A 24,872-nucleotide genomic window follows, 5' to 3' on the forward strand; every position below is an offset into this window, starting at 1 on the left:
TTCATTCAAAATTAACATGCAGCGATAATATGCGGAATTAATATGGCGTGTTGGTCTGTGGCAACGCTTAAAACAGCGGTTTCATGCTATCGTAATTAAATAACGAAACACGGAGGAAGCCGTTATGCAATTACCGAAACTTGGTTTTATTATTTTAAGCGCGCTGGCGTGCGCTTCGGCCTGGAGCCAGATCGACCCCACAGTGGGCGGCGCGGTGTCGCAGGCCGATTTTAATAAGCGCTATGCGCTGTATTCCGCCTGGAGCGGCAATCTGACCTTTGCCAGCGACCCGTCCGGCAGCGGCCGCACCGTGCTGCGCAGCCGCGTGCGCAGCACCGACGCCACGGTGAGTGGCAAGCTGCGCACCGATGTGCTGCCGCTGGGCGAGGAGGGCAAGAGCGGCCCGCGCTGGTATGGCCTGAGCGTGTATTTCCCCACCACCTGGGTGGCGCATCCGAATCCGGCCGTCGTGGCGCAAGTGGGGCCGGTGGCGCAGCTGTCCGGCTTGCCGGCGCCGCTGGCCATCGTGGTGCGCGGCACCGCGATCGAGCTGAACCTCGGCTTCAACCACCGTCCGCTGAGCGGCGCGGCGGACGTGGCCACGGCCGCCAATTCTGCGGTCAAGGCGGTCAAGCTGGGCACGCTGCAGACCGGCAAGTGGTACTGCTTCGCCGTGCGCTCGGAATGGTCGCCCACGCTGGGCAATGGGGCGCTGACGGTCTACCAGAACCGCGACAAGGTGTTCGATGCGCAGCGCGACATCAATTCCTATCCGGGCGGCGCGAGCAATGTGCCGCGCGTCGGGCTGTCTTTCCCCGGCCTGCTCGGCGTGGCCGAGCGCGTGCTGTACACCGACTTTATCCGCCTCGGCGGCCCGGACACCACCCTGGAAAAACTCCTGGCGGAAACGCCCTGCAAAACCACCAGCGCGACCACGGCGCTGGTGAAATAAGGACCTAGAGAGGTTGAGCATGCAATTGACGAACAAACTCATCGCGCTGGCGGCCCTGTGCGGCGCAGCGGCCGGCGCGCACGCGCAGATCGACCCGGCGCGCGGCGGCCCGGTCACCACCATGGCCACCAACCCCAAGACCTACCAGTACATCTCCTGGCTGCTGGCGGCCAACGCCACCGCCACCACGCGCTACTTTCCTGACTTCTACACGCTGAACAGCGGTTCGCCCAACAACGTCACGCTGGTGGACGATCCGGCCGGCAGCGGCAGGAAGGTGTTCAACATGAAAGTGGCGAAGACCGATCCGCTGGTGCTGGGCGGCTCGCGCACCGAGATTTCCCCGCGCAACGAATACGTGAAGGAAGGCTTGCGCTGGTACACCTTCAGCATGTATTTCCCCAGCGACTGGGTGTTCCACAACTCGCCCACGCTGGTGGCGCAGCTGCACACCAGCCAGAACACGGCGGTGGTGTCGCCGCCCGCCTCGCTGACGGTGCAGGACCGTACGCTGTCGCTGGACTTCAACTACAACCACCGCAGCACCAGCGGCGGCACCGATCCGGCCACCCGCGCCAACTCGGTGGCCGAGTCCATCCGCCTGGGCACGGTGGAGCTGAACAAATGGTACTGCTTCGTGGTGCGCGCGGACTGGTCCTACAAGCCGGGCGTGGGGCAGATCCAGGTGTGGATGAACGGCGCCGAGGTGTTCAGCGCCAAGAACACCTACAACAGCTACGAAACCTGGCTGGGCAACTACGCCAAGGTGGGCCTGTATCTGCCTGGCACGATGATGGTGCCGCAGCGTAACCTGTACGCCGATTTCATCCACCTCGGCGGCGCCGCCAGCACCTACGACATGATGTACGCGCAGACCCCTTGCGGGCCGCGCTAAGCACCGAAAACGGAAGACCGCTTGCGCAATCGCGTGGGCGGTTTTTTGACGATATGATAAGTTACCTGGACTATAGATTTCCACGGTAATCATCATGAAGTTCCCCTCCGCGCCACGCCTGCCGGGCAAGCTGCGCTCCAGCCTGTCGGTGCTGCCCCTGGTCCTGGTAGGCCTGCTCAGCGTGCTGCTGTTCGGCGGCCTGGTCGGCCTTGGCGCCGGCGTGTTCGCCCTGGTGCTGGCTGCCCCGGTCCTGCTGTTCGGGCTGCTCCTGTTCACCAATTCCTTTTCCAGTTTCCGCTTCGGCGGCGAAGGCGTGTTCTGGCTGATGCTGGGCCTGACCTTGCTGACCGCGCTGGCCGACACGGTGTCGCCGCTGCGCACCCGCGGCGTGATGTCCATCGTGCTGATCCCGCTCGCCATCTACGCCTTGCGCGGCCTGTTTATTTTTGCCGGCAACTCCTGGCTCGGCAAGCTGATGGTGCTGGTGTTCGGCCTGTTCTTCGCGCTCGGCGCGGCCAGTTCCATCAGCGCCGGCCGCATCCACTGGCATCCCTTTTTCTACCAGATCGGCTACGACCTGAAGCTGCCCATCATGCTGCTGCTGGGCTTTAGCGTCACGCTGGGCGAGCGCGGCGAGCAGCGCTTCTGGCTGGTGGTCAAGCTGGTGCTGGTGCTGTGCCTGGCCGCGCTGGCCGTCGAGTTCGCCGCGCCGTCGGTGCACCACCTGATCGCGCGCAACGCAGGCGGCGGCCAGAACGGCAACCCGCTGCTGCCTGGCCTGCACCTGGCCACCGGGCCCTTCGTTCACCCCAGCGTGCTGGCCTCGGTCGGTTCGCTCTTTTTGTGCTGCGTGTTTGTGCGCCGCCTGTGCGGGCAGGGCAGCTCGGTGGGCAACTACGCGCTGCTGTGCGGCTTCATGCTGGTGCTGATGCTGGCCGGCGAGCGCCAGGAAATCTTCGACGCGCTGGCGGCCTGCGCCATCCTGCTGTTCACGGCGAAAATGAAGCCGCGCATCAGCGCGGTGCTGCTGGCGGTGGCGGCCGTGCTGCTCCTGCTGGGCGCCATGATGCTGGTGCTGGGGCCGGTGCACCGCGCCGAACTGGGATTGCAGTGGGGCTTGCTGCCGTCCTACCAGGCGCTGGCCAATCCGCGCACCGTGCTGTACATGGACGGTTTCCACCTGGCCAACACCTACTTCCCCCTGGGCACCGGCTTCGGCAAATTCGGCGGCGACGCCGCCCGCCTGTACGACCGCTCCGTGTATGAAATGCTGGGCTACAGCACGCGCTACTGGTGGTACCGGCAGGACCTGTACCTGCTCGACACCTACTGGCCCAACCTGTTCGGCGAGACCGGCTGGCTGGGCGGCGGCGCGGTCTTCCTGTTCGGCGGCGTGATGACCTTGTTCGCCCTGCAGCGTGCGTGGACGGTGCAGCACGCGCGCGAGCGCCTGCTGTGGCGCCTGGCCTTCGTCGGCCACTTCCTGGCCTTCACCGGCTCGCTGACGGCGCCGATTTACGGCGACCCCAACACCGTGGCCATCCCCTTCATGTTCTTTGGCATGGCCTTCGCCTACTCGCTGCAGCTGCGCCGCGCCGAAGCGGCCGCGCGCGCCAAGAACGGCGAGGGCAGCGAGGGCGGCCGCGCGCCGGGCCACGCGCTGCGTCCGGCGGGCGCGGCCACACCGTGGGCCGCTTGATGACGCGGTATTGGATGATGCGGTGTTTGAGGGAGGCGGGCGCAGGCGGCGCCCGGGGCAGGGTGGGAGCTTAGCGGTACCAGACCAGTTTTTCGTACTGGTGCACCAGCAGGATGCCCCAGCAGCGCGGGCTGCTCAGCAGCAGTTTGGCCAGGGCGAACCAGCGCTTGCCGTGCACGGCGGGCTTGAGCCGCGCCTTGGCGTCCAGGCCGCCGATCAGCCAGCCGCGCAGGCGCGCGGCCAGCCGGGTGCCCGGCGTCCAGCGCGCGCCGTACTGCTGCACCATGTCGCGCTGCAGCCGCAGCGGCGACACCGTGTCGGTCTTGGTCTGGCTGAAATTCTTTTCCGCCAGGCGCATGGTGTAGCGGTAGCCCGCGAAGGGCAGCAGCCCGGCGCGCGCGCCGGCCATCACCGCGTCCACCAGCAGCCGCCAGTCCTCGCCGAAACGCAGCGCCGGCTGGTAGCGCAGGCCGTGCTGGTTCAGCCAGGCGCGCCGGAACAGCGGCTTGGCCCAGCCCAGCGGCGCGCGCTGGCCCGGCAGATCCCACAGCAGCAGGTCGCGCATGGCGATGCGGTGCGGCTGGCGCACCCACGGCCAGCTGGCCGCCACCACCTTGTCCTGCGCCGCGTTGTACAGCGCCAGGCGGTCGCACAGCAGGTCGTACTGGCCCGATTCCATGTACGGCATAAAGCTGGCCAGCCTGTCCTCGGCCCAGGCGTCGTCCGCGTCCAGCAGCGCTATCCATTCGCCGCGCGCGGCGTCGAAGCCCGCGTTGCGCGCCACCGCCGGGCCGCCGTTGCGCGGCTGTTCGATCAGGCGGATGCGTTCGTCGGCCAGCGCCCAGCGCCGCACCAGCTCGCGCGTCTCGTCGCGCGAACAGTCGTCCACCACCAGCACCTCCCAGTCGCGGAAGGTCTGGTTTTGCACGGAGCGCAGCGCCGTCTCCAGGCAGGCGGCGGCGTTATAGGCGGGGATCACGATGCTGATTTTCATGCTCTGATTCTAGCATGGTGATTTGTTAAACTTGCTTGAAACATATCTTCTATCGTGCGCACCGAGCACTGTAGATTTGTCATGCATTGCTGCTATGATTCCTCCACATACTTTCATTTTAGTCATTAATTTTCCATGAGTTTAGCAAGCACTGCGTCGTCCCGCCGGCGCCGCATCCTGATGGTCGGCACCGGCCTGCAGGCCCATGGCGGCATCACGGCCGTGATCCGCTCCTACCTGGAGGTGGGCCTGTTCGAGCAGTGGGGCGTGCGCTATGTGTCCACCTACGAAGGCAAGGGCAAGCTGACCCAGCTGCGCACCATCGCGTCCGCGCTGTGCCGCATCACCGGCCTGCTGGCGGCGCGCCGCGTGGACGTGGTCCATGTGCACAGCGCCTCGCGCGGCAGCTTCTGGCGCAAGTCGCTGGTGGCCGCCCTGGCCTTCGTGTTCCGCGTGCCCTATGTGTTCCATCTGCACAGCGGAGAATTTCCCGACTTTTACGCGCATGGCTGCGGCCCGCTGGCGCGCGCCTGGGTGCGTCTGGTGCTGCGCCGCGCCGCCCGCGTGGTGGTGGTGGCGCCGCGCTGGCGCGCCGACGTGCTGCGCATCGAGCCGGCCGCGCGCGTGGCCGTGGTCGGCAATCCGGTGCGCGTGCCGCCGCTGCTGGCGCCGCTGCGCCCTGAGCGCGCGGACGGCGCGGCCACGGTGCTCTTCCTGGGCCGCCTGCATGAAAAGAAAGGCATCTTCGACCTGGTGCGCGCCATGCCGGCCGTGCTGTCCGTGCTGCCTGCCACCACCTTTGTGTTTGCCGGCGACGGCGAGACCGAGGCCATCCGCGCGCTGGCCACGGAACAGGGTGTGGCGCACGCGCTGCGCCTGCCCGGCTGGGTCGACGGCGCCGCCAAGCAGCAGCATCTGGAGCAGGCGGACCTGTTCGTGCTGCCCACGTATTTCGAGGCGCTGGGCGTGGCGCTGCTGGAGGCCATGGCCTGCGGCGTGCCCGTGATCGCCACGCCGGTGGGCGGCATTCCCGATTTTATCGACGACGGCGTGGAGGCGCTGCTGGTGCCGCCCGGACCGGGGACGGCGCTCGCCGCCGCCATCGTCGCGGCATTGCAGGACAGGGCGCTGCGCAGCCGCTTGCGCGAGCAGGCCTTTGCGCGTGTGGCCCGCGAGTATGCCTTCGACGCCGTGCTGGGCCAGCTGCGCGCGATTTACGCCGAGCTGGGCGTGCCGCTCGGCCCGGCCACTGTGGCCCCGGCTGCCGCGCGCACAGCCTGACTCAGCCGTGCGCCTGCAAATGCTGCACTGCGATTAATATGTTGTCTCTTTGATCTGTTTTTAGGAATGATATGGCTATGATTTACCTGGTCGCCGGCGCGCGGCCGAACTTCATGAAAATCGCGCCCATCGTGCGCGCGCTGCAGGCGCACGGCGGGCTGTCGTTCAAGATCATCCACACCGGCCAGCACTACGACCGGGAGATGAACGACGTCTTCTTCGAAGAGCTCGGCATTCCCCAGCCCGACCTGTTCATGGCCGCCGGCGGCGGCAGCCACGCCCAGCAAACCGCCAAGATCATGCTGGCCTTCGAGGAATTGTGCATTGCACAGCGCCCGGACGCCGTGCTGGTGGTGGGCGATGTCAATTCCACGCTGGCGTGCTCCATCGTCGCCAAGAAGCTGACCATTCCGGTGGCCCACGTGGAAGCGGGCCTGCGCAGCGGCGACATGAGCATGCCGGAGGAGATCAACCGCCTGGTCACCGACAGCATCAGCGACTGGTTCTTCGTCACCGAGCCCAGCGCGGTGGACCACCTGCGCCGCGAGGGCAAGCCGGAGGCGGCCGTGCACTACGTTGGCCACGTGATGGTGGACAACGTGCTGTTCCAGGCCGACAAGCTGGCCGCCAGTGGCGCGGTTGCCCACCTTGGCCTGGAAAGCGCCGCCATCAAGGCCGGCCTGGGCCTGGCGCCGGGCCAGCGCTACGGCGTGGTGACCCTGCACCGCCCCAGCAACGTCGACGATCCGGCCATGCTGGCCCAGCTGGCCGGCGCGCTGCGCGACATCGCGCGCGGGCTGCCGCTGGTGTTCCCGGTGCATCCGCGCACCCGCGCCAACCTGGAAAAATTCGATATCAGCCTGGGACCGGACATCACCCTGGTCGGCCCGCAAGGCTATATGGCCTTCCTCGACCTGTGGAAGGACGCCGCGCTGGTGCTTACCGACAGCGGCGGCCTGCAGGAGGAAACCACGGCGCTGGGCGTGCCCTGCATCACGCTGCGCGAGAACACCGAGCGCCCGGTGACGGTGGAAGAGGGCACCAATGTGCTGGCCGGAACCGTGCCGCAGGCCATTACCGCAGCGGCGGAGCAAATCCTGCGCGGCGAAGGCAAGCAGGGCCGCCGCCCGCACCTGTGGGACGGCAAGGCCGCCGAGCGCATCGTGGATGTGCTGGTGCAGGAATTGAAAAAAGAGCGCACGAAATGAGCGAACGCATAAACATGATGGGCTGCCAGGTCGATAATCTGACCATGGAAGAGACCCTGCAAACCATAGACGGCTTTATCCAGACCGGCCGGCCGCACCAGCACGTGGTGGTCAACGTGGACAAGCTGGTCAAGGCCGCGCACGACGCCGAGCTGCGCCGCATCATCAACGACTGCGCACTGGTGAATGTGGACGGCATGCCGGTGGTGTGGGCCTCGCGCCTGCTGGGCAAGCCGCTCAAGGAGCGCGTGGCCGGCGTGGACCTGTTCGAAGCGCTGATGCAGCGCTCGTCCAAGACCGGCTGGCGGGTGTTCCTGCTGGGCGCGCGCGAGGAAGTGGTGTCCGAGGTGAAGCGGCAGTACGAAATCAAATACCCGGGCCTGACCGTGTGCGGCTACCGCAACGGCTACTGGAAGCCGGAAGAAGAAGCCGGCGTGGTCGAGCAGATCCGCGAGGCCAGGGCGGACCTGCTGTTCGTGGCCATCAGCTCGCCGAAAAAAGAGCATTTCCTGGGCCAGTACCAGGCCCATATGAAAATCCCGTTCGCCATGGGCGTGGGCGGCACCTTCGACGTGGCGGTCGGCCGCGTCAAGCGCGCCCCGCTGTGGATGCAAAAGTCCGGACTGGAATGGTTTTACCGTTTTCTGCAGGAGCCGCGCCGCATGTTCCGGCGCTATTTTATCGAGGACATGGCCTTTGTCTGGCTGTTCCTGAAGGAAGCGGCGCGCCGCTGATCCCAACAAGAGGAAGAAAAAAATGACGACAGTTGCAGTGATTGGCCTGGGCTATGTTGGCCTGCCCCTGGTGATCGAGTTCGGCAAGCACGGCCGCACCATCGGTTTCGATATTTCGCAGGCCAAGGTGGACGCCTGCCGCCACGGCACCGACCCCTCGCGCGAACTGAGCGACGAGCAGATGGCCGCCTCCGCGCACGCCGAATACACCGCCGACCCGGCCATGCTGGCCGAGGCCGACATCATCGTGGTGGCCGTGCCGACCCCGGTGGACAACGCCCACAACCCCGACTTCACGCCGCTGGTGGGCGCCAGCAAGAGCGTGGGCAAGCACATGAAGGACGGCGCCATCGTGGTCTACGAGTCCACCGTGTATCCGGGCGCGACCGAGGAAGTGTGCATCCCGGTGCTGGAGCAGGCCTCCGGCAAGAAATGGAGGGAAGGCTTCAACGTCGGCTACTCGCCCGAGCGCATCAACCCGGGCGACAAGCACCACACCCTGACCACCATCCTCAAAGTGGTGGCGGGCGACACGCCGGAGACGCTGGAGCAGGTGGCCCAGCTGTACGAGCGCATCGTGGTGCCCGGCGTGCACCGCTGCACCAGCATTAAGGCGGCCGAGGCCTGCAAGGTCATCGAGAACACCCAGCGCGACCTGAATATTGCGCTGATGAACGAGCTGGCCATCATCTTCGACAAGATCGGCATCGACACCTCCGAAGTGCTGCAGGCGGCCGGCACCAAGTGGAACTTCCTCAAGTTCAGCCCGGGCCTGGTGGGCGGCCACTGCATCGGCGTCGACCCCTACTACCTGACGCACAAGGCCGAGCAGCTGGGCTACAACCCGCAGGTGATACTGGCCGGGCGCCGCATCAACGACGGCATGGGCAAATACATCGCCGAGCAGACCGTCAAGAACATGATCGCGGCCGGCAGCTACATCAAGGGCGCGCGCGTCAACGTGCTGGGCCTGACCTTCAAGGAAAACTGCGCCGACCTGCGCAACTCCAAGGTGGGCGACGTGATCAACGAGCTGCGCGACTTCGGCATCGAAGTGTTCGTGCACGACCCCTACGCCGACGCCGACGAGGCCATGCACGAGTATGGCGTGCGCCTGTACGGCTGGGACGACCTGCCGCGCGCGGACGCGGTGGTGGCGGCGGTCTCGCACGCCGAGCTGCTGGCGCGGCCGGTCGAGGACATCCAGAAAAAACTCATCAAGGGCGGCTGCTTTATCGACGTCAAAGCGGCGTTCGACAGCGCCGCGCTGAAAGACGCCGGGCTGTGCGTCTGGCGCCTGTAATTACACAAGGGGCCGGTTTCGGCCCCTTTTTAAATCAAGGAGTGCATGCATGAAAGCGATGATATTGGCAGCCGGCAAAGGCACGCGCGTACGGCCCCTGACGTATGACCTCCCCAAGCCCATGATCCCCATCCTGGGCAAGCCCGTGATGGCCTACCTGGTCGAGCACCTGGCCCGCTACGGCATCACGGAAATCATGGTCAACGTCAGTTATCTGCACGAGAAGATCGAGGAATATTTCGGCGAAGGCCACCAGTTCGGCGTGCAGATCGGCTATTCCTTCGAGGGCTACACCAACAACGAGGGCGAAGTCGTGCCCGAACCGCTGGGCTCGGCGGGCGGCATCAAGAAGATCCAGGAATTCGGCGGCTTCTTCGACGACACCACCATCGTGCTGTGCGGCGACGCCATTATCGACCTGGACATCAAATCGGCGCTGTTCGAGCACCGCCGCAAGGGCGCGCTGGCTTCCGTCATCACGCGCGAAGTGCCGTGGGACAAAGTGCCCAGCTACGGCGTGGTGGTGACGGACGCGGACGGCCGCATCCGCGCCTTCCAGGAGAAACCGAAGCAGGAGGAGGCGCTGTCCAATTTCGCCAGCACCGGCATCTACATCTTCGAGCCGGAAGTGATCGACCTGATCCCCACCGACCGTCCCTTCGACATCGGCTCCGAGCTGTTTCCCCTGCTGGCCGAGAAGGGCCTGCCGTTCTACGCCCAGCAGCGCAAATTCAACTGGATCGACATCGGCAGCGTGAAAGACTACTGGGAAGTGCTGCAAAGCGTGCTGCTGGGCGAGGTGGAAAACATGAAAGTGCCCGGCATCCAGGTCGACGAAGGCCTGTGGGTCGGCCTCAACACCAGCATAGACTGGAGCGGCGGCACCAAGATAGAAGGACCGGTCTACATCGGCTCCGGCGCCAGGGTGGAAGCGGGCGCCCACATCATCGGACCGACGTGGATAGGCCACGGCAGCCACGTTTGCAGCGGCGCGGAGGTGGTGCGAAGCGTGTTGTTCGAATATACTCGCGTGTTACCGGATGTTACCTTAGAAGAATTAATTGTCTTTAAGGACTATAGTGTCGACCGAGCTGGTGAAATGAAACACGTTTCAGAATATGAAACGGGTGAATGGGCAAATGCCCGCGACCGCCGTCGCCGCCGCAGGCAAGAAGAATTACTCTACAAATAATTGGACCATCACCGCATGAAAATTTATCCCGTCATTCTGTCCGGCGGCGCCGGTACCCGTTTGTGGCCGCTGTCGCGCGCCGTGCTGCCGAAGCAGTTGCTGCCGCTGGTTGCCGACAAGACCATGCTGCAGGAAACCGCGCTGCGCGTGGCCGGCCGCGCCGCCACCAGCGCCGAACTGATGCCGCCGCTGGTCGTGTGCGGCAATGAGCACCGCTTCCTGGTGGCCGAACAGATGCGCGAAATCGGTGTCAAGCCGCTGGGCATCCTGCTCGAGCCGGTCGGCCGCAACACCGCGCCGGCCGTGGCCGCAGCAGCCCACTACCTGAAGGCCATCGACGCCGACGCCATCATGCTGGTGCTGCCGGCCGACCACGTCATCAACGACGTGGACGCATTCCACCAAGCCGTGGAGCGCGCGCTGGTGATGGTCAAGGACGGCTCCCTGGCCACTTTCGGCATTGTGCCGACCGCGCCGGAAACCGGCTACGGCTACATCCAGAGCGGCGCCGGCGCAGGCGCCGAGCAATGCTTCAAGGTGGACCGCTTTGTTGAAAAGCCGAACCGCGAAACCGCCGAAGGCTTCGTCGCCGCCGGCAACTACTACTGGAACAGCGGCATGTTCCTGTTCCGCGCCGACGCCTACATCGCCGAACTGGCGAAATTCCAGCCCGAAATCGCCGCCGCCGCCGAAGCTGCCGTGCTCAAGGACTACCGCGACCTGGACTTCTGCCGCCTGGACGAGGCCGCCTTCACCGCCTGCCCGTCCGACTCCATCGACTACGCCGTGATGGAGAAGACCCAGCACGCCGTGGTGGTGCCGGCCGACATAGGCTGGAACGACGTCGGTTCCTGGTCTGCGCTGCACGACGTGCTGCCCAAGGATGCCAACGGCAACGTGACCCGCGGCGACGTCTACCTGGACGGCGTGCAGGGCACGCTGGTGCGCGCCGAGAGCCGCATCGTGGCCGTGGTGGGTGTGAAGGACCTGGTCGTGGTGGAAACCAACGACGCCGTGCTGGTGGCCCACAAGGACCAGGTGCAGCGCGTCAAGCAGATCGTCGACCACCTGAAGACCAAGGACCGCACCGAGCACCTGCACCACACCAAGGTTTACCGTCCATGGGGCTGCTATGAAGGCATCGACATCGGCGAGCGCTTCCAGGTCAAGCGCATCACGGTCAATCCGGGCGGCAAGCTGTCGCTGCAGATGCACCACCACCGCGCCGAACACTGGATCGTGGTCAGCGGCACCGCCCGCGTCACCTGCGGCGACAAGGTCACGCTGCTGACGGAAAACGAATCGACGTACATCCCTATCGGCATGAACCACCGCCTGGAAAACCCGGGCAAACTGCCGCTGCACCTGATCGAAGTGCAGTCCGGCAGCTACCTGGGCGAGGACGACATCGTGCGCTTCGAGGACGTGTACCAGCGCGCCTGATACGCCTCCTGAAAGCCCATGAAAAAACCCCGCACGCTTCGCAGCGTGCGGGGTTTTTTTGTGCCTGAACGTGAGTTACAGCACGTCGCTGGCGTGGTCCGCCAGGCGCGAGCGTTCGCCGCGCGCCAGGGTCACGTGGCCGCTGTGCGACCAGCCTTTGAAGCGGTCCACCACATAGGTCAGGCCGCTCGAACCTTCGGTCAGGTAAGGCGTGTCGATCTGTGCGATGTTGCCCAGGCACAGAATCTTGGTGCCGGGACCGGCGCGCGTCACCAGGGTCTTGACCTGCTTCGGCGTCAGGTTCTGCGCCTCGTCGATGATCAGGAACTTGTTGACGAAGGTGCGGCCGCGCATGAAGTTGAGCGACTTGATCTTGATGCGCGAGCGTATCAGGTCCTGCGTCGCCGCGCGGCCCCATTCGCCGCCGTCGCTGTCGGACTTGTTCAGCACTTCCAGGTTGTCGTCGAAAGCGCCCATCCACGGCGACATCTTCTCTTCCTCGGTGCCCGGCAGGAAACCGATGTCTTCGCCCACCGGCACCGTGACACGGGTGACGATGATCTCGTTGTACAGCTTGGTCTCCAGCACCTGCGCCAGGCCGGCGGCCAGGGCCAGCAGGGTCTTGCCGGTACCGGCCTGGCCCAGCAGGGTGACGAAGTCGCACTCCGGATTCATCAGCAGGTTCAGCGCGAAGTTCTGCTCGCGGTTGCGCGCGGTCACGCCCCACACGCTGTTCTTGTTGTGAGAGTAGTCGCGCAGGGTTTGCAGCACGGCGGTTTTGCCGTTGATCTGCTTGACCTGGCCGTAGAACGGCGCCTCGCCGCTGGCCGGCTCCAGGAACACGAACTGGTTCACCAGCAGCGTCGGGATGACGGGGCCGGTCACGCGGTAGAACGTGGCGCTCTGGCCGTTCTTGTTCTCCTGCCAGGATTCCATGTCCTTGCCGTGCTTGTTCCAGAAGTCGTCCGGCAGCTGCACGATGCCCGAGTACAGCAGGTCGGTGTCTTCCAGCACGTGGTCGTTGAAGTAGTCCTCGGCCGGCAGGCCCAGCGCGCGCGCCTTGATGCGCATATTGATGTCTTTGGACACCAGCACCACGGCGCGGCCCGGCTGCTCATCTTCCAGCGAACGCACCACGCCCAGGATCTGGTTGTCGGCCTTGCCTTGCGGCAGGCTGGACGGCAGTTCGGCGATCTGCAGCTTGGTCTGGAAGAACAAGCGGCCCTTGGCGTCCTTGTTGCCCAGCTTGGACAGCGGAATGCCGTTCTCGATGGCGTCGTCGTCGGTGCTGCCGACCAGCGCGTCCAGCGTGCGCGAGACCTGGCGTGCGTTGCGCGCCACCTCGGTCATGCCTTTCTTGTGGTTGTCCAGCTCCTCCAGCGTCATCATCGGCAGGTAGACGTCGTGCTCCTCGAAGCGGAACAGCGAGGACGGATCGTGCATCAGCACATTGGTGTCGAGCACGAACAGCTTGGTGCTGCCTTCCTGGTCGGCATGGCGGCTGGTGGACGACTTGAGCACCACTTCCACCGGCTTGTGCTTGGCTGGATGCGGCGCTTCGGCCAGCACCGGCGCGCTCTTGCCGCGCGGCGACTTGGCCTTCGGTGCCGGTGCAACGGCGGGTGCTGGCGCTGCGGCGGGCGCCGGCGCGGCTTTCAGCAGGGCGGCCTTCTTCGCCACCGGCTTGGCGGCGGCGGTCTTGGCCTTGGCGGCCGGTGCGGCGACAGCGATAGGCGCTGCGACCGGTGCGGGTACTGGAACGGCTTTGGCGGCCTTGGCTGCGGGCGCGGCCTTGACCGGGGTTTTCTTCGGTGCGGCGACAGGCGCCAGTTCAACAACAGGCAAAGGCTGGGGACGAACGCCGCTGGCCTTCGGGTAATCTTTTGCGAGCAACAGGGTTGCTGGCTTGGTAGGCAGTTTTGGCAGTGGCATCAGGATCTCGATCTAAAAAATGCTGGAAGGGTCCGCCCATAGGACGCGCCGCGCAGATAGCGGCGCATGGGGTGGATGCTGACGAAAAGGAATATAAGAACTGCCGCGGGCGGGTAGCGCCCGTTGAATGTACCGGTTGGTGGCCGCAGCCACCTGGTACAGTTGGTGGGAGAACTTTGCAGACTCAAAATCTCTATTTTGGTGCGTCGATTGATTGGTGCGTTCTATGATTTCACAAATTCCAGTACTTCATCCACGTGACCGGCAACCTTCACGCCTCTCCATTCTTTCACCAATCGGCCGCTACCGTCAATGACAAACGTACTGCGCTCAATACCGCGCACGGTCTTGCCATACATCTGCTTCATCTTCATGACGCCGAACAGCTGGCAGACAGCCTCGTCCGGGTCGGAAATCAGCTCGAAAGGCAGGCCCAGCTTGGCTTTGAAGTTCTCGTGCGACTTCAGCGAGTCGCGGCTGATGCCCACCACCTCGGCGCCGGCGGCCAGGAATTGCTCGTGCAGGTCGCGGAAGGCCATGTTTTCCGTGGTGCAACCCGGAGTATTGTCCTTGGGATAGAAAAACAGCACGGTATGCTTGGCCGGGCGGCCGGACAGCTGGAAGGTCTTGCCGCTGGTCATGGCGGCGGAAAAATCGGCGACGGTTGCTACGGATGGGCTATCAGCCACAGGTGCTCTCCTGGACGGTGGCGCTGGCGCGTGGACATGCTGGTTGCTGGCAGCGTACCCAGCGGCGCGTAGGTGGGGACGAAAGTTTGTTATTCAAGCTATTTTTCGATGATCAGGGCCAGCGTCACTTTGCGGCCCTCCGCCATCAGGATGTTGTAGGTGCGGCAGGCGGCGTTGGTGTCCATGCACTCCACGCCGATATGCCGGTTCACCAGCGGGGCGCTCAGTTTCGGATGCACAAAGCGCTGGCGCTCGCCGGTGCCCAGTATCACCACGTCCGGCGCGTCGGCCAGCAGCTGCTCGAAATGCTCGGTCGTCAGCTGGTCGAAACTGGCCACCGGCCAGGCGCGCGGCGGCGTTTCCGGCAGCACGACCAGGCTGTAGTCGTAGGGCAGGGCGTTGATTTCTACGCCGCCGGCGAAATAGCCGGTGACAGTCTGGTAGGCCTGGGTGCTGTTGGCGTGGAGCTTCATAATTAAGTCTATGCGTAAGTAACTGTACGTAAAGTGGCGTAAAGGGACGCGATACAGACCGTTATTGTAACGTTTTCCCTTGATCTGCGGCCCGGGAAGGTTGATTTAATGAAGCGCTTTCGGCAGAATGGGTATTTTCGCAATGCACCATTTGCGCGCATCGCCCCATGTGGCGGCCTTCAGGGGCCGGCGACGGGGCCCGTTTTCTCGATAGGATTAGATTTTGCGACCGATTACCAAGTCGAACAAGCTGGCCGAAGTTTGCTATGAAATCCGCGGTCCCGTGCCGGAGAAGGCGCGGCAGATGGAAGAAGAAGGCCACAAGATCACCAAGCTGAACATTGGCAACCTGGCCGTGTTCGGCTTCGACCCGCCGGATGAAATCGTGCATGACATGATGGTCAACCTGCACAACGCGGCCGGCTACACCGACTCCAAGGGCATGTTCGCGCCGCGCAAGGCGGTCATGCATTACACGCAGGGCAAGAACATTCCCGGCGTGGCGATCGACGACATCTACCTGGGCAACGGCGCCTCCGAGCTGATCGTGATGGCCATGAACGCGCTGCTCAACACCGGCGACGAAGTGCTGGTGCCGGCGCCGGACTACCCGCTGTGGACCGCCGCCGTGAGCCTGTCCGGCGGCACGCCCGTGCATTATGTGTGCGACGAGCAGCAGGACTGGTATCCGGACATCGACGACATGCGCCGCAAGATCACCAGCAACACCAAGGCCATCGTCGTCATCAACCCGAACAACCCCACCGGCGCGCTGTACCCGAACGAGGTGCTGCTGCAGATTATCGAACTGGCGCGCCAGCACCAGCTCATCATCTACGCCGACGAGATCTACGACAAGGTGCTGTACGACGAAGCCCAGCACACCTCGATCGCCTCGCTGGCGGACGACGTGCTGATGGTCACCTTCAACGGCCTGTCGAAGAACTACCGCGCCTGCGGCTACCGCGCCGGCTGGATGGTGGTGAGTGGCGAGAAACGCCATGCAAAAGATTACATCGAGGGGCTGAACATGCTGGCCTCGATGCGTTTGTGCGCAAACGCGCCGGGCCAGTTTGCCATCCAGACTGCGCTCGGCGGCTACCAGAGCATACAAGACCTGGTGGGCCCCGGCGGGCGCCTGTTAAAGCAACGCGATCTGGCCTACAAGCTGCTGACCGATATTCCGGGCGTCACTTGCGTCAAGCCGAAAGCCGCGCTGTACATGTTCCCGCGTCTTGATCCGAAGATCTATCCGATCGCGGACGACCAGCAATTCGCCTACGACTTGCTGGCAGAAACCAAAGTACTGATAGTCCAGGGCACCGGATTCAACTGGATTGCGCCCGACCACTTCCGCGTGGTGTTCCTGCCGAACACCGACGACATGACGGAAGCGTTCGGCCGCATCGCGCGCTTTATGGAAGGCTATCGCAAGCGCCACGGCAGCCCCATCTGATCAACACAGCGCCGCGCCGGCGCCGCCGGCCGCGCTGCAAGGAACTCACCAATTATGAAACCCATCAAAGTAGGCCTGTTAGGCGTCGGCAATGTCGGCTCCGGCACGTTCAACGTACTGGAACGCAACCAGGAAGAAATTCGCCGCCGCGCCGGGCGCGGCATTGAAGTGGTGGCCGTCTCGGCCCGCAACCTGGAACGCGCCAAGCAGCGTACTGGCGGCAAAGTGAACGTGGTCGCCAACCCGTTCGACATCGTCAACGACCCGGAAATCGACATCGTCGTTGAGCTGATCGGCGGCTACGACGAAGCCAAGGCCCTGGTGCTGCAAGCCATCGCCAACGGCAAGCACGTGGTCACCGCCAACAAGGCGCTGCTGGCCGTGCACGGCAACGAGATTTTCGCCGCCGCGCAAGCGAAGGGCGTGATGGTGGCGTTCGAAGCGGCCGTGGCCGGCGGCATCCCCATCATCAAATCGCTGCGCGAAGGCCTGACCGCCAACCGCATTGAATGGCTGGCCGGCATCATCAACGGCACCACCAACTTCATCCTGTCCGAGATGCGCGACAAGGGCCTGGACTTCGGCACCGTGCTGAAGCAGGCGCAGGAACTGGGCTACGCCGAAGCCGACCCCACCTTCGACATCGAAGGCGTGGACGCGGCGCACAAGGCCACCATCATGTCGGCCATCGCCTTCGGCATTCCGGTGCAGTTCGACAAGGCACACGTGGAAGGCATCTCCAAGCTGGACGCGGTGGACATCAAGTACGCCGAGCAGCTGGGCTACCGCATCAAGCTGCTGGGCATCGCCAAGCGCGCCAAGGTCAACGGCACCGAAGGCATCGAGCTGCGCGTGCACCCGACGCTGATCCCGTCCAAGCGCCTGATCGCCAACGTGGAAGGCGCCATGAACGCCGTGCTGGTGCAGGGCGACGCCGTCGGCGCCACGCTGTACTACGGCAAGGGCGCGGGCGCCGAGCCGACCGCCTCGGCCGTGATCGCCGACCTGGTCGACATCACCCGCCTGGCCACGGCCGATCCCGAGCACCGCGTGCCGCACCTGGCCTTCCAGCCGAACGCCATGACCGACATCCAGATCCTGCCGATGTCCGAGATCACCACCAGCTACTACCTGCGCCTGCACGTGGTGGACCAGCCTGGCGTGCTGGCCGACCTGACCCGCATCCTGGCCGACGCCACCATCTCGATCGACGCCATGATGCAGAAGGAACCGGCGGACAACGAGACCCACACCGACATCATCATCCTGACGCACCAGACCCAGGAGAAGAACGTCAACGCCGCCATCGCCAAGATGGAAGCGCTGAGCACGGTGGTGGGCAGCGTGACCCGCATCCGCCTGGAAAACCTGAGCTGACCGGCACCGGCATGGCGGGTTACGCGGCTACGCCGCTAACCCGCCCTACGAAAACGCGGGGCGTGTACGCGTAGGGCGGGTTAGCGTAGCGTAACCCGCCAAGCCGCCGCAATAATCAGCAACTCGATCATCCGCCGCCCATGGCCGGTGCTACTCTTGGCGCTCTCACCGGAGCCCGCCTTGAAGCCATTCATCCTCGCCCTGCTTGCCGCCGGCCACGCCAGCGCCGCCACCTGGTACGTTTCCCCCACCGGCAACGACGCCGCCAGCGGCGCCCAGGACGCCCCGTGGCTCACTTTCGCCCGCGCGCAGGACGCCGCCGCCCCCGGCGACACCATCTACTTCCGCGGCGGCCGCTACGCCTACACCGCCGCCGCCACCGCCTGCGCCAGCCGCACCGCCGTGGTGGACGCCGTCACGCTGAACAAAAGCGGCCAGGAAGGCGCGCCCATCCGCTACTGGGCCTATCCCGGCGAAACCCCGGTGTTCGACTTCTCCGCCATCAAGGACGACTGCCGCGTGAAAGGCTTCAACGCCTCCGCCAGCTGGCTGCACCTGAAAGGCCTGGAAATCACCGGCGCGCCGCAGCAGCCCGAAAACCGCCTCAACCACGAATCCTGGGGCCTGTGGATCAAGGGCAGCCACAACATCTTCGAACAGCTCAACACCCACCACAACATGGGACCGGGCGTGTTCATCGCGGACGGCAGCCACAACCTGGTGCTCAACAGCGACTCGCACCACAACTACGACCCCTACACCTCCAACGGCGCAGGGCAGAGCGCGGACGGCTTCGGCGCCCACATCAAGCCCAACCAGCCCGGCAACGTGTTCCGCGGCTGCCGCGCCTGGGCCAACACCGACGACGGCTTCGACCTGATCAAAGCCTACTCGCCGGTCACCATAGAAAACTCGTGGGCCTGGCAGCACGGCTACCTGCCGGGCACCAGCACGCCGCTGGCGGCGGGCAACGGCAATGGCATCAAGGCCGGCGGCTACGGCGGCGTGTACGTGGCCAACGGCGTCAAGCACACCGTGCGCTTCTCGGTGGCCTTCAACAACAAGGCCGCCGGCTTCTACGCCAACCACCACCCGCTGGCGATCGACTTCTTCAACAACACCGCCTTCGGCAACGGCGCCGACTACGACATGCGCGGCATCGCCCCCGACGGCGGACCGGCCAGCTTCGGCCTGCTGCGCAACAACATCGGCCGCACCATCCGCAACGCCGCCGGCGCCGACCAGGCCCACAACAGCTGGACCCTGCCGCTCACCGTCGGCGACGCCGACTTCGACAGCGTCTCCGCCGAAGGCTGGGACGCGCCCCGCCAGCCCGACGGCAGCCTGCCCGTGCTGCGCAGCTACCACCCGCGCCCCGGCAGCGCCCTGATCGGCCTGGGTGCTTTTGCGGCCGCCGTGCAAGAAAAAAAATAGCCGGGCTGCGCAAAACGCGGCCCGGCGAAAAGGTCTTACTCTGGGTAGGTACTACAACTACAACTTCAACTGCGGGTGCTACGAAACGGAATTACTTGCTGGCGACGGTCAGTTCGCTTTTTACTTCCTTCACGCCTTCAACGGCGGAAGCGGCCTGGATGGCTTTGGTGCCAATGTCGGTGTTGGCAACCTGGCCGGTCAGCGTGACCACGCCCTGGGCTGCGGTGACGCCCACGCCTTTGTAGTCGCTCAGCGCGGCCTGGACTTTCTTGCTCAGCGCGCCATCGGTGGAATTGGCGGCGGTGCCCACGCCTGCCATGGTGCCTTCTTGCTGCGGCACGGCGTAGGCGGCGGTAATCGAAGCGGCGCTCAGGGCTGCGGCGGCGAGCAGGCGGGTGATCATTTTGGTGTTCGTCATGTTTGCTACTCCATAAAGTTTTAAGGGAACGCCTTGTGACGTTATCCTCTCCATTGCAAGCGGTGTGCCAGCTCTAAAAAGTCCAATGAAATCAAAGGCTTGGCATTTTTGCCAAGATTGACTTGCCGACAGGCAGCAAATTTGTCACATGATTTGTCGTGATACGGCGACACATTCCACGGTGGTTTTCCCAAGTTGTTGAAAACAAAGGGTTTTTTTCTGTCGCCGCCGCACGACAGAAAAAAACACTATGGCCCGCCGCACGGTGATTGGGTAGAGTCTGAACACCAGTCATAGGAGACCGCTCATGCAATTGTCCAACTACAAAACCTCAACCAAGCTGGTGCTGGCATTCATCGCGGTGGCGACGATAGGCGCGCTGCTGGGCGCCTACGCCATCTACAACATGAAGCGCATCAACGACGCCGACACCCGGCTCTACCAGCAGGAATTGATGGGCCTTTCCTACTTCAAGGAAGCCAATGTGGAGCGCCTGAAGGCCGTGGTCGGCCTGCGCGACGCCATCCTGGCCACGTCCCAGGCCGAGCGCGACAGCGCCAACGCCCGCATCGCCGACGGCCGGGCCAAGAGCCAGGCCTACATCGCGCAGGCCAGCAGCTTGTTTACGACAGAGGAAGGCCGGCGCCAGGTGGCGCAGCTGCAGGACGTCATCAAGACCGACCAGGCCGCCGCCGACGGCCTGATCGCCCGCATCAAGGCCAGCGACATGCACGCCGACACCGAATTGCAGCAATACATGCGCGCCAACGTGGTCCAGCCCAGCGTGGAGCTGGGCGTGGCGATGACCAGGCTGTCCCAGCTCAAGGAAAGCGAAGCCAAGGCCGTGGCCGAAGCCAATACGGACCTGTACGCCAGCAGCCGCAACGTGACCATCGTTCTGGTGCTGGCCGGGCTGGCGGTGGGCGTGTTCCTCGGCTTCGCGGTCAGCCGCCACGTGACCAATCCGCTGGCGGTGGCGGTCGGCAGCGCGCACCGCATGAGCGAGGGCGACATGACCGTGGCCATGCAGGTGGAAGGCAAGGACGAGACGGCGCAGCTGCTGCAGGCGCTGGAAAACATGCGCGCCAGCCTGCAAGGCATCGTCGCCACGGTGCGCGAGGATGCGGACGGCGTGGCCACCGCCAGCAGCGAGATCGCCCAGGGCAACCTGGACCTGAGCGCGCGCACCGAAAGCCAGGCCAGCGTGCTGGAAGAGACGGCGGCGTCGATGGAGGAAATCAGCTCTGCGGTGAAGCAGAACGCCGACAGCGCGCGGCACGCCAACCAGCTGGCGTCCAACGCGGCCACGGTGGCCGTGCGCGGCGGCGAAGTGGTGGCGCAGGTGGTGTCCACCATGCAGGGCATTAACGACGCCTCGCGCAAGATCGAAGACATTACCGGCGTGATCGACGGCATCGCCTTCCAGACCAACATCCTGGCCCTGAACGCGGCCGTGGAAGCGGCGCGCGCGGGCGAGCAGGGCAGGGGCTTTGCGGTGGTGGCGTCCGAGGTGCGCAACCTCGCGCAGCGCTCGGCGGCGGCGGCCAAGGAAATCAAGGCGCTGATCAGCGATTCAGTGGAGCGTGTGGACCTGGGCGCCAAGCTGGTGGACCAGGCAGGCGCCACCATGACGGAAGTGGTGGCCAGCGTGCAGCGCGTGAGCTCCATCATCGGCGAGATTGCGCTCGCCAGCAGCGAGCAGACCACCGGCGTGGAGCAAGTGAACCAGGCGATTATCGAAATGGACCACGTGACGCAGCAGAACGCCGCGCTGGTGGAGCAGGCGGCGGCCGCCGCCAAGGCCATGCAAGACCAGGCGGCCAGCCTGGCGCAAGCGGTCAGCGTGTTCAAGATCGAAGCCGGCGCCGTGCGCCGGCATGCCCCGGGCCGCACCCTCGCGCTCAGGTAACTTGCGCCGCCGTCGGGTGGTCAGGGCGGGTTACAACCCGCCCTACGAATCAGCCACGCCGTCGGCGCGGAACTGGGCCGCGTTCAAGTCATACTTCTGCAGCAGGCGGTAAAACTCGGTGCGGTTGCGCTCGGCCAGGCGGGCCGCGTCGGCCACGCTGCCGTCGGTCAGCTTGAGCAGCTGCACCAGGTAGTTGCGCTCGAAGCGCTGCTTGGCCTCCGTATAGCTGAGCACCTCCAGCGAGGGCACGCGCAGCGCGCGCTGCACCAGCGTGAGCGGCACCAGCGGCGCGGTCGCCAGCGCGCACACGTGTTCGACCACGTTGTACAGCTGCCGCACATTGCCCGGCCAGGACGCCCGCGTAAGCGCCTCCAGCGCGCCCGGCGCAAAGCCGCTCACCGTCTTCTGGTACTTGGCCGCCAGCGCGTGCAGAAAGCGCGTGGCCAGCAGCGCCACGTCCTCGCGGCGCTCCGACAGCGGCGGCAAGGTCAGCGTGATGACATTCAGCCGGTAGTACAAATCCTCCCGGAACTGCCCCTCCAGCATGGCCGCGTCCAGGTCGCGGTGGGTGGCGGACAGGATGCGCACATCCACCGGCCGGCCCTGGTCCGAGCCAAGCTGGCGCACCACGCGCTCCTGCAGCACGCGCAGCAGCTTCACCTGCAGCAGCAGCGGCATGTCGCCGATCTCGTCCAGGAACAGCGTGCCGCCGTCGGCCGCCTGCACCAGGCCTTCGCGGCTGTTCACCGCGCCCGTGTACGCGCCTTTCACATGCCCGAACAGTTCGGACTCCAGCAGCTGCTCCGGTATCGCGCCGCAATTGACGGCGATGAAGGGCGCTTTCGCGCGCCGGCTGGCGCGGTGGATGGCGCGCGCCAGCAGCTCCTTGCCGGTGCCGCTCTCGCCGCGTATCAGCACGCTCGCATCGGACGCCGCCACCAGTTTGGCTTCGGCCAGCAGCTCCGCCATGGACTGGCTGCGGCTGATGATCTCCTCGCGCCAGCGCTCGCCGCCGCCGCCCTGCGCCGGCGCCGGCGCGGTGAGGCTCAGCGCGTGCTCGATGCGGTCCAGCAGCACCTTGGCGTCGAAAGGCTTGGTCAGATAGGCGTAGGCGCCCAGCGTGGTGGCCTCCACCGCGTCCGGTATGGTGCCGTGCGCGGTCAGCAGTATCACCGGCAGCGCGGGATACTGCGAACGGATTTCCTGGAACAGCGCCATGCCGTCGCGGCCGGGCAGGCGGACGTCGCTCACCACCAGCTGCGGCAGCTCGATCGACAGCCGCGCCAGCGCCGCCTCCGCGCTGTCGGCCGACGTGACGCGGTAGCCGTTGGCGGTGAGGCGCAGCGACAGCAGCCGCAGCAAGTCCGTATCGTCGTCCACCAACAGTATGTGCGCGCCGGCCATCAGCGGCCTCCCTGGGCGGACGATTGCGGCGGCGGCCGCACCGGCAGATTGCGCTCGATGGCCTTCAGGCCTTCCAGCATGTCGTTCAGCTGTTCGGTCTTGCGCTGGTTTTCCTTGAGCTGCGTGCTCAGTTTCTCGTTGTGCTCGGACAGCCTGCGCGCCTCCGCGCAATGGCTGGACAGCAACTGCGCCAGCGGCTTGAGCGACTGCGCAGCCGGCTCGCCGGAGGTGGCCACGCTGTCGAACTGCGCCTGCGCGCGCGCCAGGTCGCCGCTGCCGCGCGTGAGCATCAATATCATGCCGATCTGCAGCGACAGCTTGGGCGTGGCCTGCTGCAGGCTCAAGCCGCTCAGTTCTTTCAGCAGCTCGCCTTGCGCCATGCGGCGCAGGCTTTGATGGTAGGCCAGCAGCGGCGCGGCCTCGTCCTGCGGCGACACATGCGTGATCGGCGTTTGCGCCAGCGGTGCAACGGCAGGCGGCGGCAGCGCGACCTGTGGCGGCGGGGCCTGGGTGACGCACGCGGCCAGCACCAGCGGCAGCGCGGTAATCAGCACCGCAGTGAGTGGCGGAGGAATAGGCAATTTAATGGTCATAAGGAAGTTCAATCCGAAAATGGGCTCCCGCCTGGGAGGGAAGCAGCTGAAGAGCGCCGCCGTGCGCCTGCACGTACTCGCGCACGATGGACAGGCCGATACCGTTGCCACGCCGCGCACCGGGCGGCTGGCGCTCGCCCTGGTAGAACGGCTCGAACACGCGTTCCGCGTCCTCCGGCGCCACCCCCGGCCCCTGGTCTATGCAGTCGATGCGCAGCATGTCCTGGTGCTCGTCCAGTGCAAAGCGCACCACGCCGCCTGGCGGGCTGAAACGCAGCGCGTTTGACAGCAGATTGCCCAGTGCGGCGGCTATCTTGTCGCGGTCCAGCGGCAGCGTGCGCGGCGCGCCCTCCACCAGCGCCTGCAAGCCGCGCGCCTGCATCTGCAGTTGCTGGTTGGCGACCACCTCGTGTACCAGCGCCGCCGGATCGCAGGGCGTGCGCAGCAGGTGCTGGGCCTCGAAATTGGCGGCGTTGTAGCGCAGCAGGTCTTCAATCTGGTTCTGCAGCGAGGCCGTGTTGTGGCGCAGGATGGCGGCGATCTCGCGCTGTTGCGGCGTGAGCGCGCCCAGCACCTGGTCCTCCAGCAGCGCCACGCCCTCCACCAGCGCGGCCAATGGCGTCTTCAGCTCATGCGAGATATGGCGCAGGAAGCGCGACTTGTCGGCCTCCAGGTCGGACAAGCGCTGGCGCAGCCAATTCAACTGCTGACCCAGCCGCCGCAAATCGTTTGGCCCCTCGACTGCGATGGCGTCGCCGTAGCGGTTCTCGCCCAGCCTGTGGATGGCCTGCTCGATCTGTTTCAGCGGGCGCGACACCCAGGCCCCGAAGCCCACCGCCAACAGCGCCGCCAAGGCGATGGCGGCGGCCACCTGGCCGGTCAGGACGCCGCGCCGCTGGTCAAGTTCGTCAAGCAGCAACTGGTTGCGGCGCTCCACCTCGCGCTTCACCTCATCCTCCAGGCGCTGGCTGATGGCAGGCAGGCCGCTGAGCGCCTGGTTCAGTGCCTGCACCCGGCTGGCGCGGCGGGCGCGCGGCGTCTGCAGCACGGTCCACGCAGCGTCGCTGCGCTGCGCCCAGTCGGCGAAAGTGTGCGGCGGCGCGCCGGGCAGACCGGCCGACACTGCCGCCAAGGCTGTTTGCGCGTCGCGCCAGGCCTCGGCATAGCGCTGGCGGAAGGCCGGATCGTCCAGCACCAGATACTGGCGCGCGCTGCGCTCCATGGCCACGCTGCGTTCGGCCAGGCGCTGTGCATTCTCGGTCAGGGCGACGGCATGCTGGCCGGCCTCGCGGCTATGGGCGGCGAGGCGGTCCAGGATCAGCAGGGCATGCACCGACGTCGCGCTCAGCAGCACGGCGACCAGCAGAAACACGCCCAGCAGCAGATGGCGGAAAGACAGCTTGGGAAACATAGGAAACGGAGGCCGGACGGCTCAGCAGCGTATCCACTGCATCATAGGGGAAAAGCCCGAAACTCCGCGTCCGAT

At 65.4% G+C, this 24,872-nt stretch carries 21 protein-coding genes; 13 read left to right on the forward strand and 8 right to left on the reverse strand.

Annotation, left to right across the window (positions count from 1 at the left end; translation table 11 throughout):
- Positions 1 to 124: 124 nt before the first annotated feature.
- From KT882_RS09660 to KT882_RS09670, 3 genes are all read left to right on the forward strand, one after another.
- Complete coding sequence (locus KT882_RS09660; RefSeq protein WP_161071810.1) at positions 125 to 952, forward strand: heparin lyase I family protein; 828 nt, start codon at positions 125 to 127, stop codon at positions 950 to 952.
- 19 nt (positions 953 to 971) lie between these two features.
- The gene (locus tag KT882_RS09665) at positions 972 to 1,847 is read left to right on the forward strand and encodes a polysaccharide lyase (RefSeq protein WP_161071811.1); all 876 of its coding nucleotides are present in this window, start codon (positions 972 to 974) and stop codon (positions 1,845 to 1,847) included.
- A 94-nt stretch (positions 1,848 to 1,941) separates the two neighbouring features.
- The gene (locus KT882_RS09670; protein WP_228895519.1) at positions 1,942 to 3,546 is read left to right on the forward strand and encodes a hypothetical protein; all 1,605 of its coding nucleotides are present in this window, start codon (positions 1,942 to 1,944) and stop codon (positions 3,544 to 3,546) included.
- A 70-nt stretch (positions 3,547 to 3,616) separates the two neighbouring features.
- On the opposite strand, the gene KT882_RS09675 is transcribed toward KT882_RS09670, so the two are convergent.
- Entirely contained in the window at positions 3,617 to 4,540 is a 924-nt protein-coding gene (locus tag KT882_RS09675) for a glycosyltransferase family 2 protein (protein ID WP_161071813.1), read from the reverse strand.
- Between the two features lie 135 nt (positions 4,541 to 4,675).
- Between KT882_RS09675 and KT882_RS09680 the strand changes: the two genes are divergently transcribed.
- The 6 genes from KT882_RS09680 (at position 4,676) to KT882_RS09705 (ending at position 11,701) form a co-directional block, all read left to right on the forward strand.
- Entirely contained in the window at positions 4,676 to 5,821 is a 1,146-nt protein-coding gene (locus KT882_RS09680) for a glycosyltransferase family 4 protein (protein WP_223149317.1), read from the forward strand.
- A 71-nt stretch (positions 5,822 to 5,892) separates the two neighbouring features.
- Positions 5,893 to 7,029 carry a non-hydrolyzing UDP-N-acetylglucosamine 2-epimerase gene (wecB, locus tag KT882_RS09685; protein ID WP_161071814.1) on the forward strand — a complete coding sequence of 379 codons (1,137 nt, stop codon included), beginning with the start codon at positions 5,893 to 5,895 and terminating at the stop codon, positions 7,027 to 7,029.
- Complete coding sequence (locus tag KT882_RS09690; protein WP_161071815.1) at positions 7,026 to 7,763, forward strand: WecB/TagA/CpsF family glycosyltransferase; 738 nt, start codon at positions 7,026 to 7,028, stop codon at positions 7,761 to 7,763. The genes wecB and KT882_RS09690 overlap by 4 nt, the downstream gene beginning before the upstream one ends.
- A gap of 22 nt (positions 7,764 to 7,785) precedes the next feature.
- Complete coding sequence (locus tag KT882_RS09695; protein ID WP_228895521.1) at positions 7,786 to 9,066, forward strand: nucleotide sugar dehydrogenase; 1,281 nt, start codon at positions 7,786 to 7,788, stop codon at positions 9,064 to 9,066.
- A gap of 49 nt (positions 9,067 to 9,115) precedes the next feature.
- The gene (locus tag KT882_RS09700; RefSeq protein WP_161071817.1) at positions 9,116 to 10,258 is read left to right on the forward strand and encodes a sugar phosphate nucleotidyltransferase; all 1,143 of its coding nucleotides are present in this window, start codon (positions 9,116 to 9,118) and stop codon (positions 10,256 to 10,258) included.
- A 15-nt stretch (positions 10,259 to 10,273) separates the two neighbouring features.
- On the forward strand, positions 10,274 to 11,701 hold the full coding sequence (locus KT882_RS09705) for a mannose-1-phosphate guanylyltransferase/mannose-6-phosphate isomerase (protein WP_161071818.1): 1,428 nt from the start codon (positions 10,274 to 10,276) through the stop codon (positions 11,699 to 11,701).
- A 75-nt stretch (positions 11,702 to 11,776) separates the two neighbouring features.
- Here the strand turns inward: KT882_RS09705 and KT882_RS09710 are convergent, their stop codons facing one another.
- The 3 genes from KT882_RS09710 to KT882_RS09720 all read right to left on the reverse strand — a co-directional run bounded on the left by KT882_RS09710 (position 11,777) and on the right by KT882_RS09720 (position 14,795).
- Positions 11,777 to 13,633, reverse strand: coding sequence for a PhoH family protein (locus KT882_RS09710; protein ID WP_161071819.1), 1,857 nt, complete (start codon positions 13,631 to 13,633; stop codon positions 11,777 to 11,779).
- 224 nt (positions 13,634 to 13,857) lie between these two features.
- A complete protein-coding gene (locus tag KT882_RS09715) occupies positions 13,858 to 14,322 on the reverse strand; it encodes a peroxiredoxin (RefSeq protein WP_161071820.1) in 465 nt (154 codons plus the stop codon).
- A gap of 98 nt (positions 14,323 to 14,420) precedes the next feature.
- Entirely contained in the window at positions 14,421 to 14,795 is a 375-nt protein-coding gene (locus KT882_RS09720) for an Mth938-like domain-containing protein (RefSeq protein WP_161071821.1), read from the reverse strand.
- Between the two features lie 223 nt (positions 14,796 to 15,018).
- Between KT882_RS09720 and KT882_RS09725 the strand changes: the two genes are divergently transcribed.
- From KT882_RS09725 to KT882_RS09735, 3 genes are all read left to right on the forward strand, one after another.
- A complete protein-coding gene (locus KT882_RS09725; protein ID WP_161071822.1) occupies positions 15,019 to 16,251 on the forward strand; it encodes a pyridoxal phosphate-dependent aminotransferase in 1,233 nt (410 codons plus the stop codon).
- Positions 16,252 to 16,305: 54 nt separating this feature from the next.
- Entirely contained in the window at positions 16,306 to 17,628 is a 1,323-nt protein-coding gene (locus KT882_RS09730; RefSeq protein ID WP_161071823.1) for a homoserine dehydrogenase, read from the forward strand.
- A 180-nt stretch (positions 17,629 to 17,808) separates the two neighbouring features.
- Complete coding sequence (locus KT882_RS09735; RefSeq protein ID WP_267478646.1) at positions 17,809 to 19,062, forward strand: right-handed parallel beta-helix repeat-containing protein; 1,254 nt, start codon at positions 17,809 to 17,811, stop codon at positions 19,060 to 19,062.
- A 91-nt stretch (positions 19,063 to 19,153) separates the two neighbouring features.
- Here KT882_RS09735 and KT882_RS09740 read toward each other — a convergent pair whose 3' ends face one another.
- Positions 19,154 to 19,480, reverse strand: coding sequence for a BON domain-containing protein (locus KT882_RS09740; RefSeq protein WP_161071825.1), 327 nt, complete (start codon positions 19,478 to 19,480; stop codon positions 19,154 to 19,156).
- 307 nt (positions 19,481 to 19,787) lie between these two features.
- Between KT882_RS09740 and KT882_RS09750 the strand changes: the two genes are divergently transcribed.
- Positions 19,788 to 21,389 carry a methyl-accepting chemotaxis protein gene (locus tag KT882_RS09750; protein WP_321170350.1) on the forward strand — a complete coding sequence of 534 codons (1,602 nt, stop codon included), beginning with the start codon at positions 19,788 to 19,790 and terminating at the stop codon, positions 21,387 to 21,389.
- 42 nt (positions 21,390 to 21,431) lie between these two features.
- On the opposite strand, the gene KT882_RS09755 is transcribed toward KT882_RS09750, so the two are convergent.
- The 3 genes from KT882_RS09755 to KT882_RS09765 are packed head-to-tail and all read right to left on the reverse strand — an operon-like array spanning position 21,432 to position 24,797.
- A complete protein-coding gene (locus KT882_RS09755; RefSeq protein ID WP_228895523.1) occupies positions 21,432 to 22,793 on the reverse strand; it encodes a sigma 54-interacting transcriptional regulator in 1,362 nt (453 codons plus the stop codon).
- The gene (locus KT882_RS09760; RefSeq protein ID WP_187358659.1) at positions 22,793 to 23,386 is read right to left on the reverse strand and encodes a hypothetical protein; all 594 of its coding nucleotides are present in this window, start codon (positions 23,384 to 23,386) and stop codon (positions 22,793 to 22,795) included. The genes KT882_RS09755 and KT882_RS09760 overlap by 1 nt, the downstream gene beginning before the upstream one ends.
- On the reverse strand, positions 23,376 to 24,797 hold the full coding sequence (locus KT882_RS09765; protein WP_161071828.1) for a sensor histidine kinase: 1,422 nt from the start codon (positions 24,795 to 24,797) through the stop codon (positions 23,376 to 23,378). Before KT882_RS09765 ends, KT882_RS09760 begins: the two co-directional genes overlap by 11 nt.
- Positions 24,798 to 24,872: the final 75 nt, after the last annotated feature.

This window comes from Pseudoduganella aquatica (genome assembly GCF_020865585.1).
In the GTDB taxonomy this organism is placed as follows: domain Bacteria; phylum Pseudomonadota; class Gammaproteobacteria; order Burkholderiales; family Burkholderiaceae_D; genus Rugamonas; species Rugamonas aquatica_A.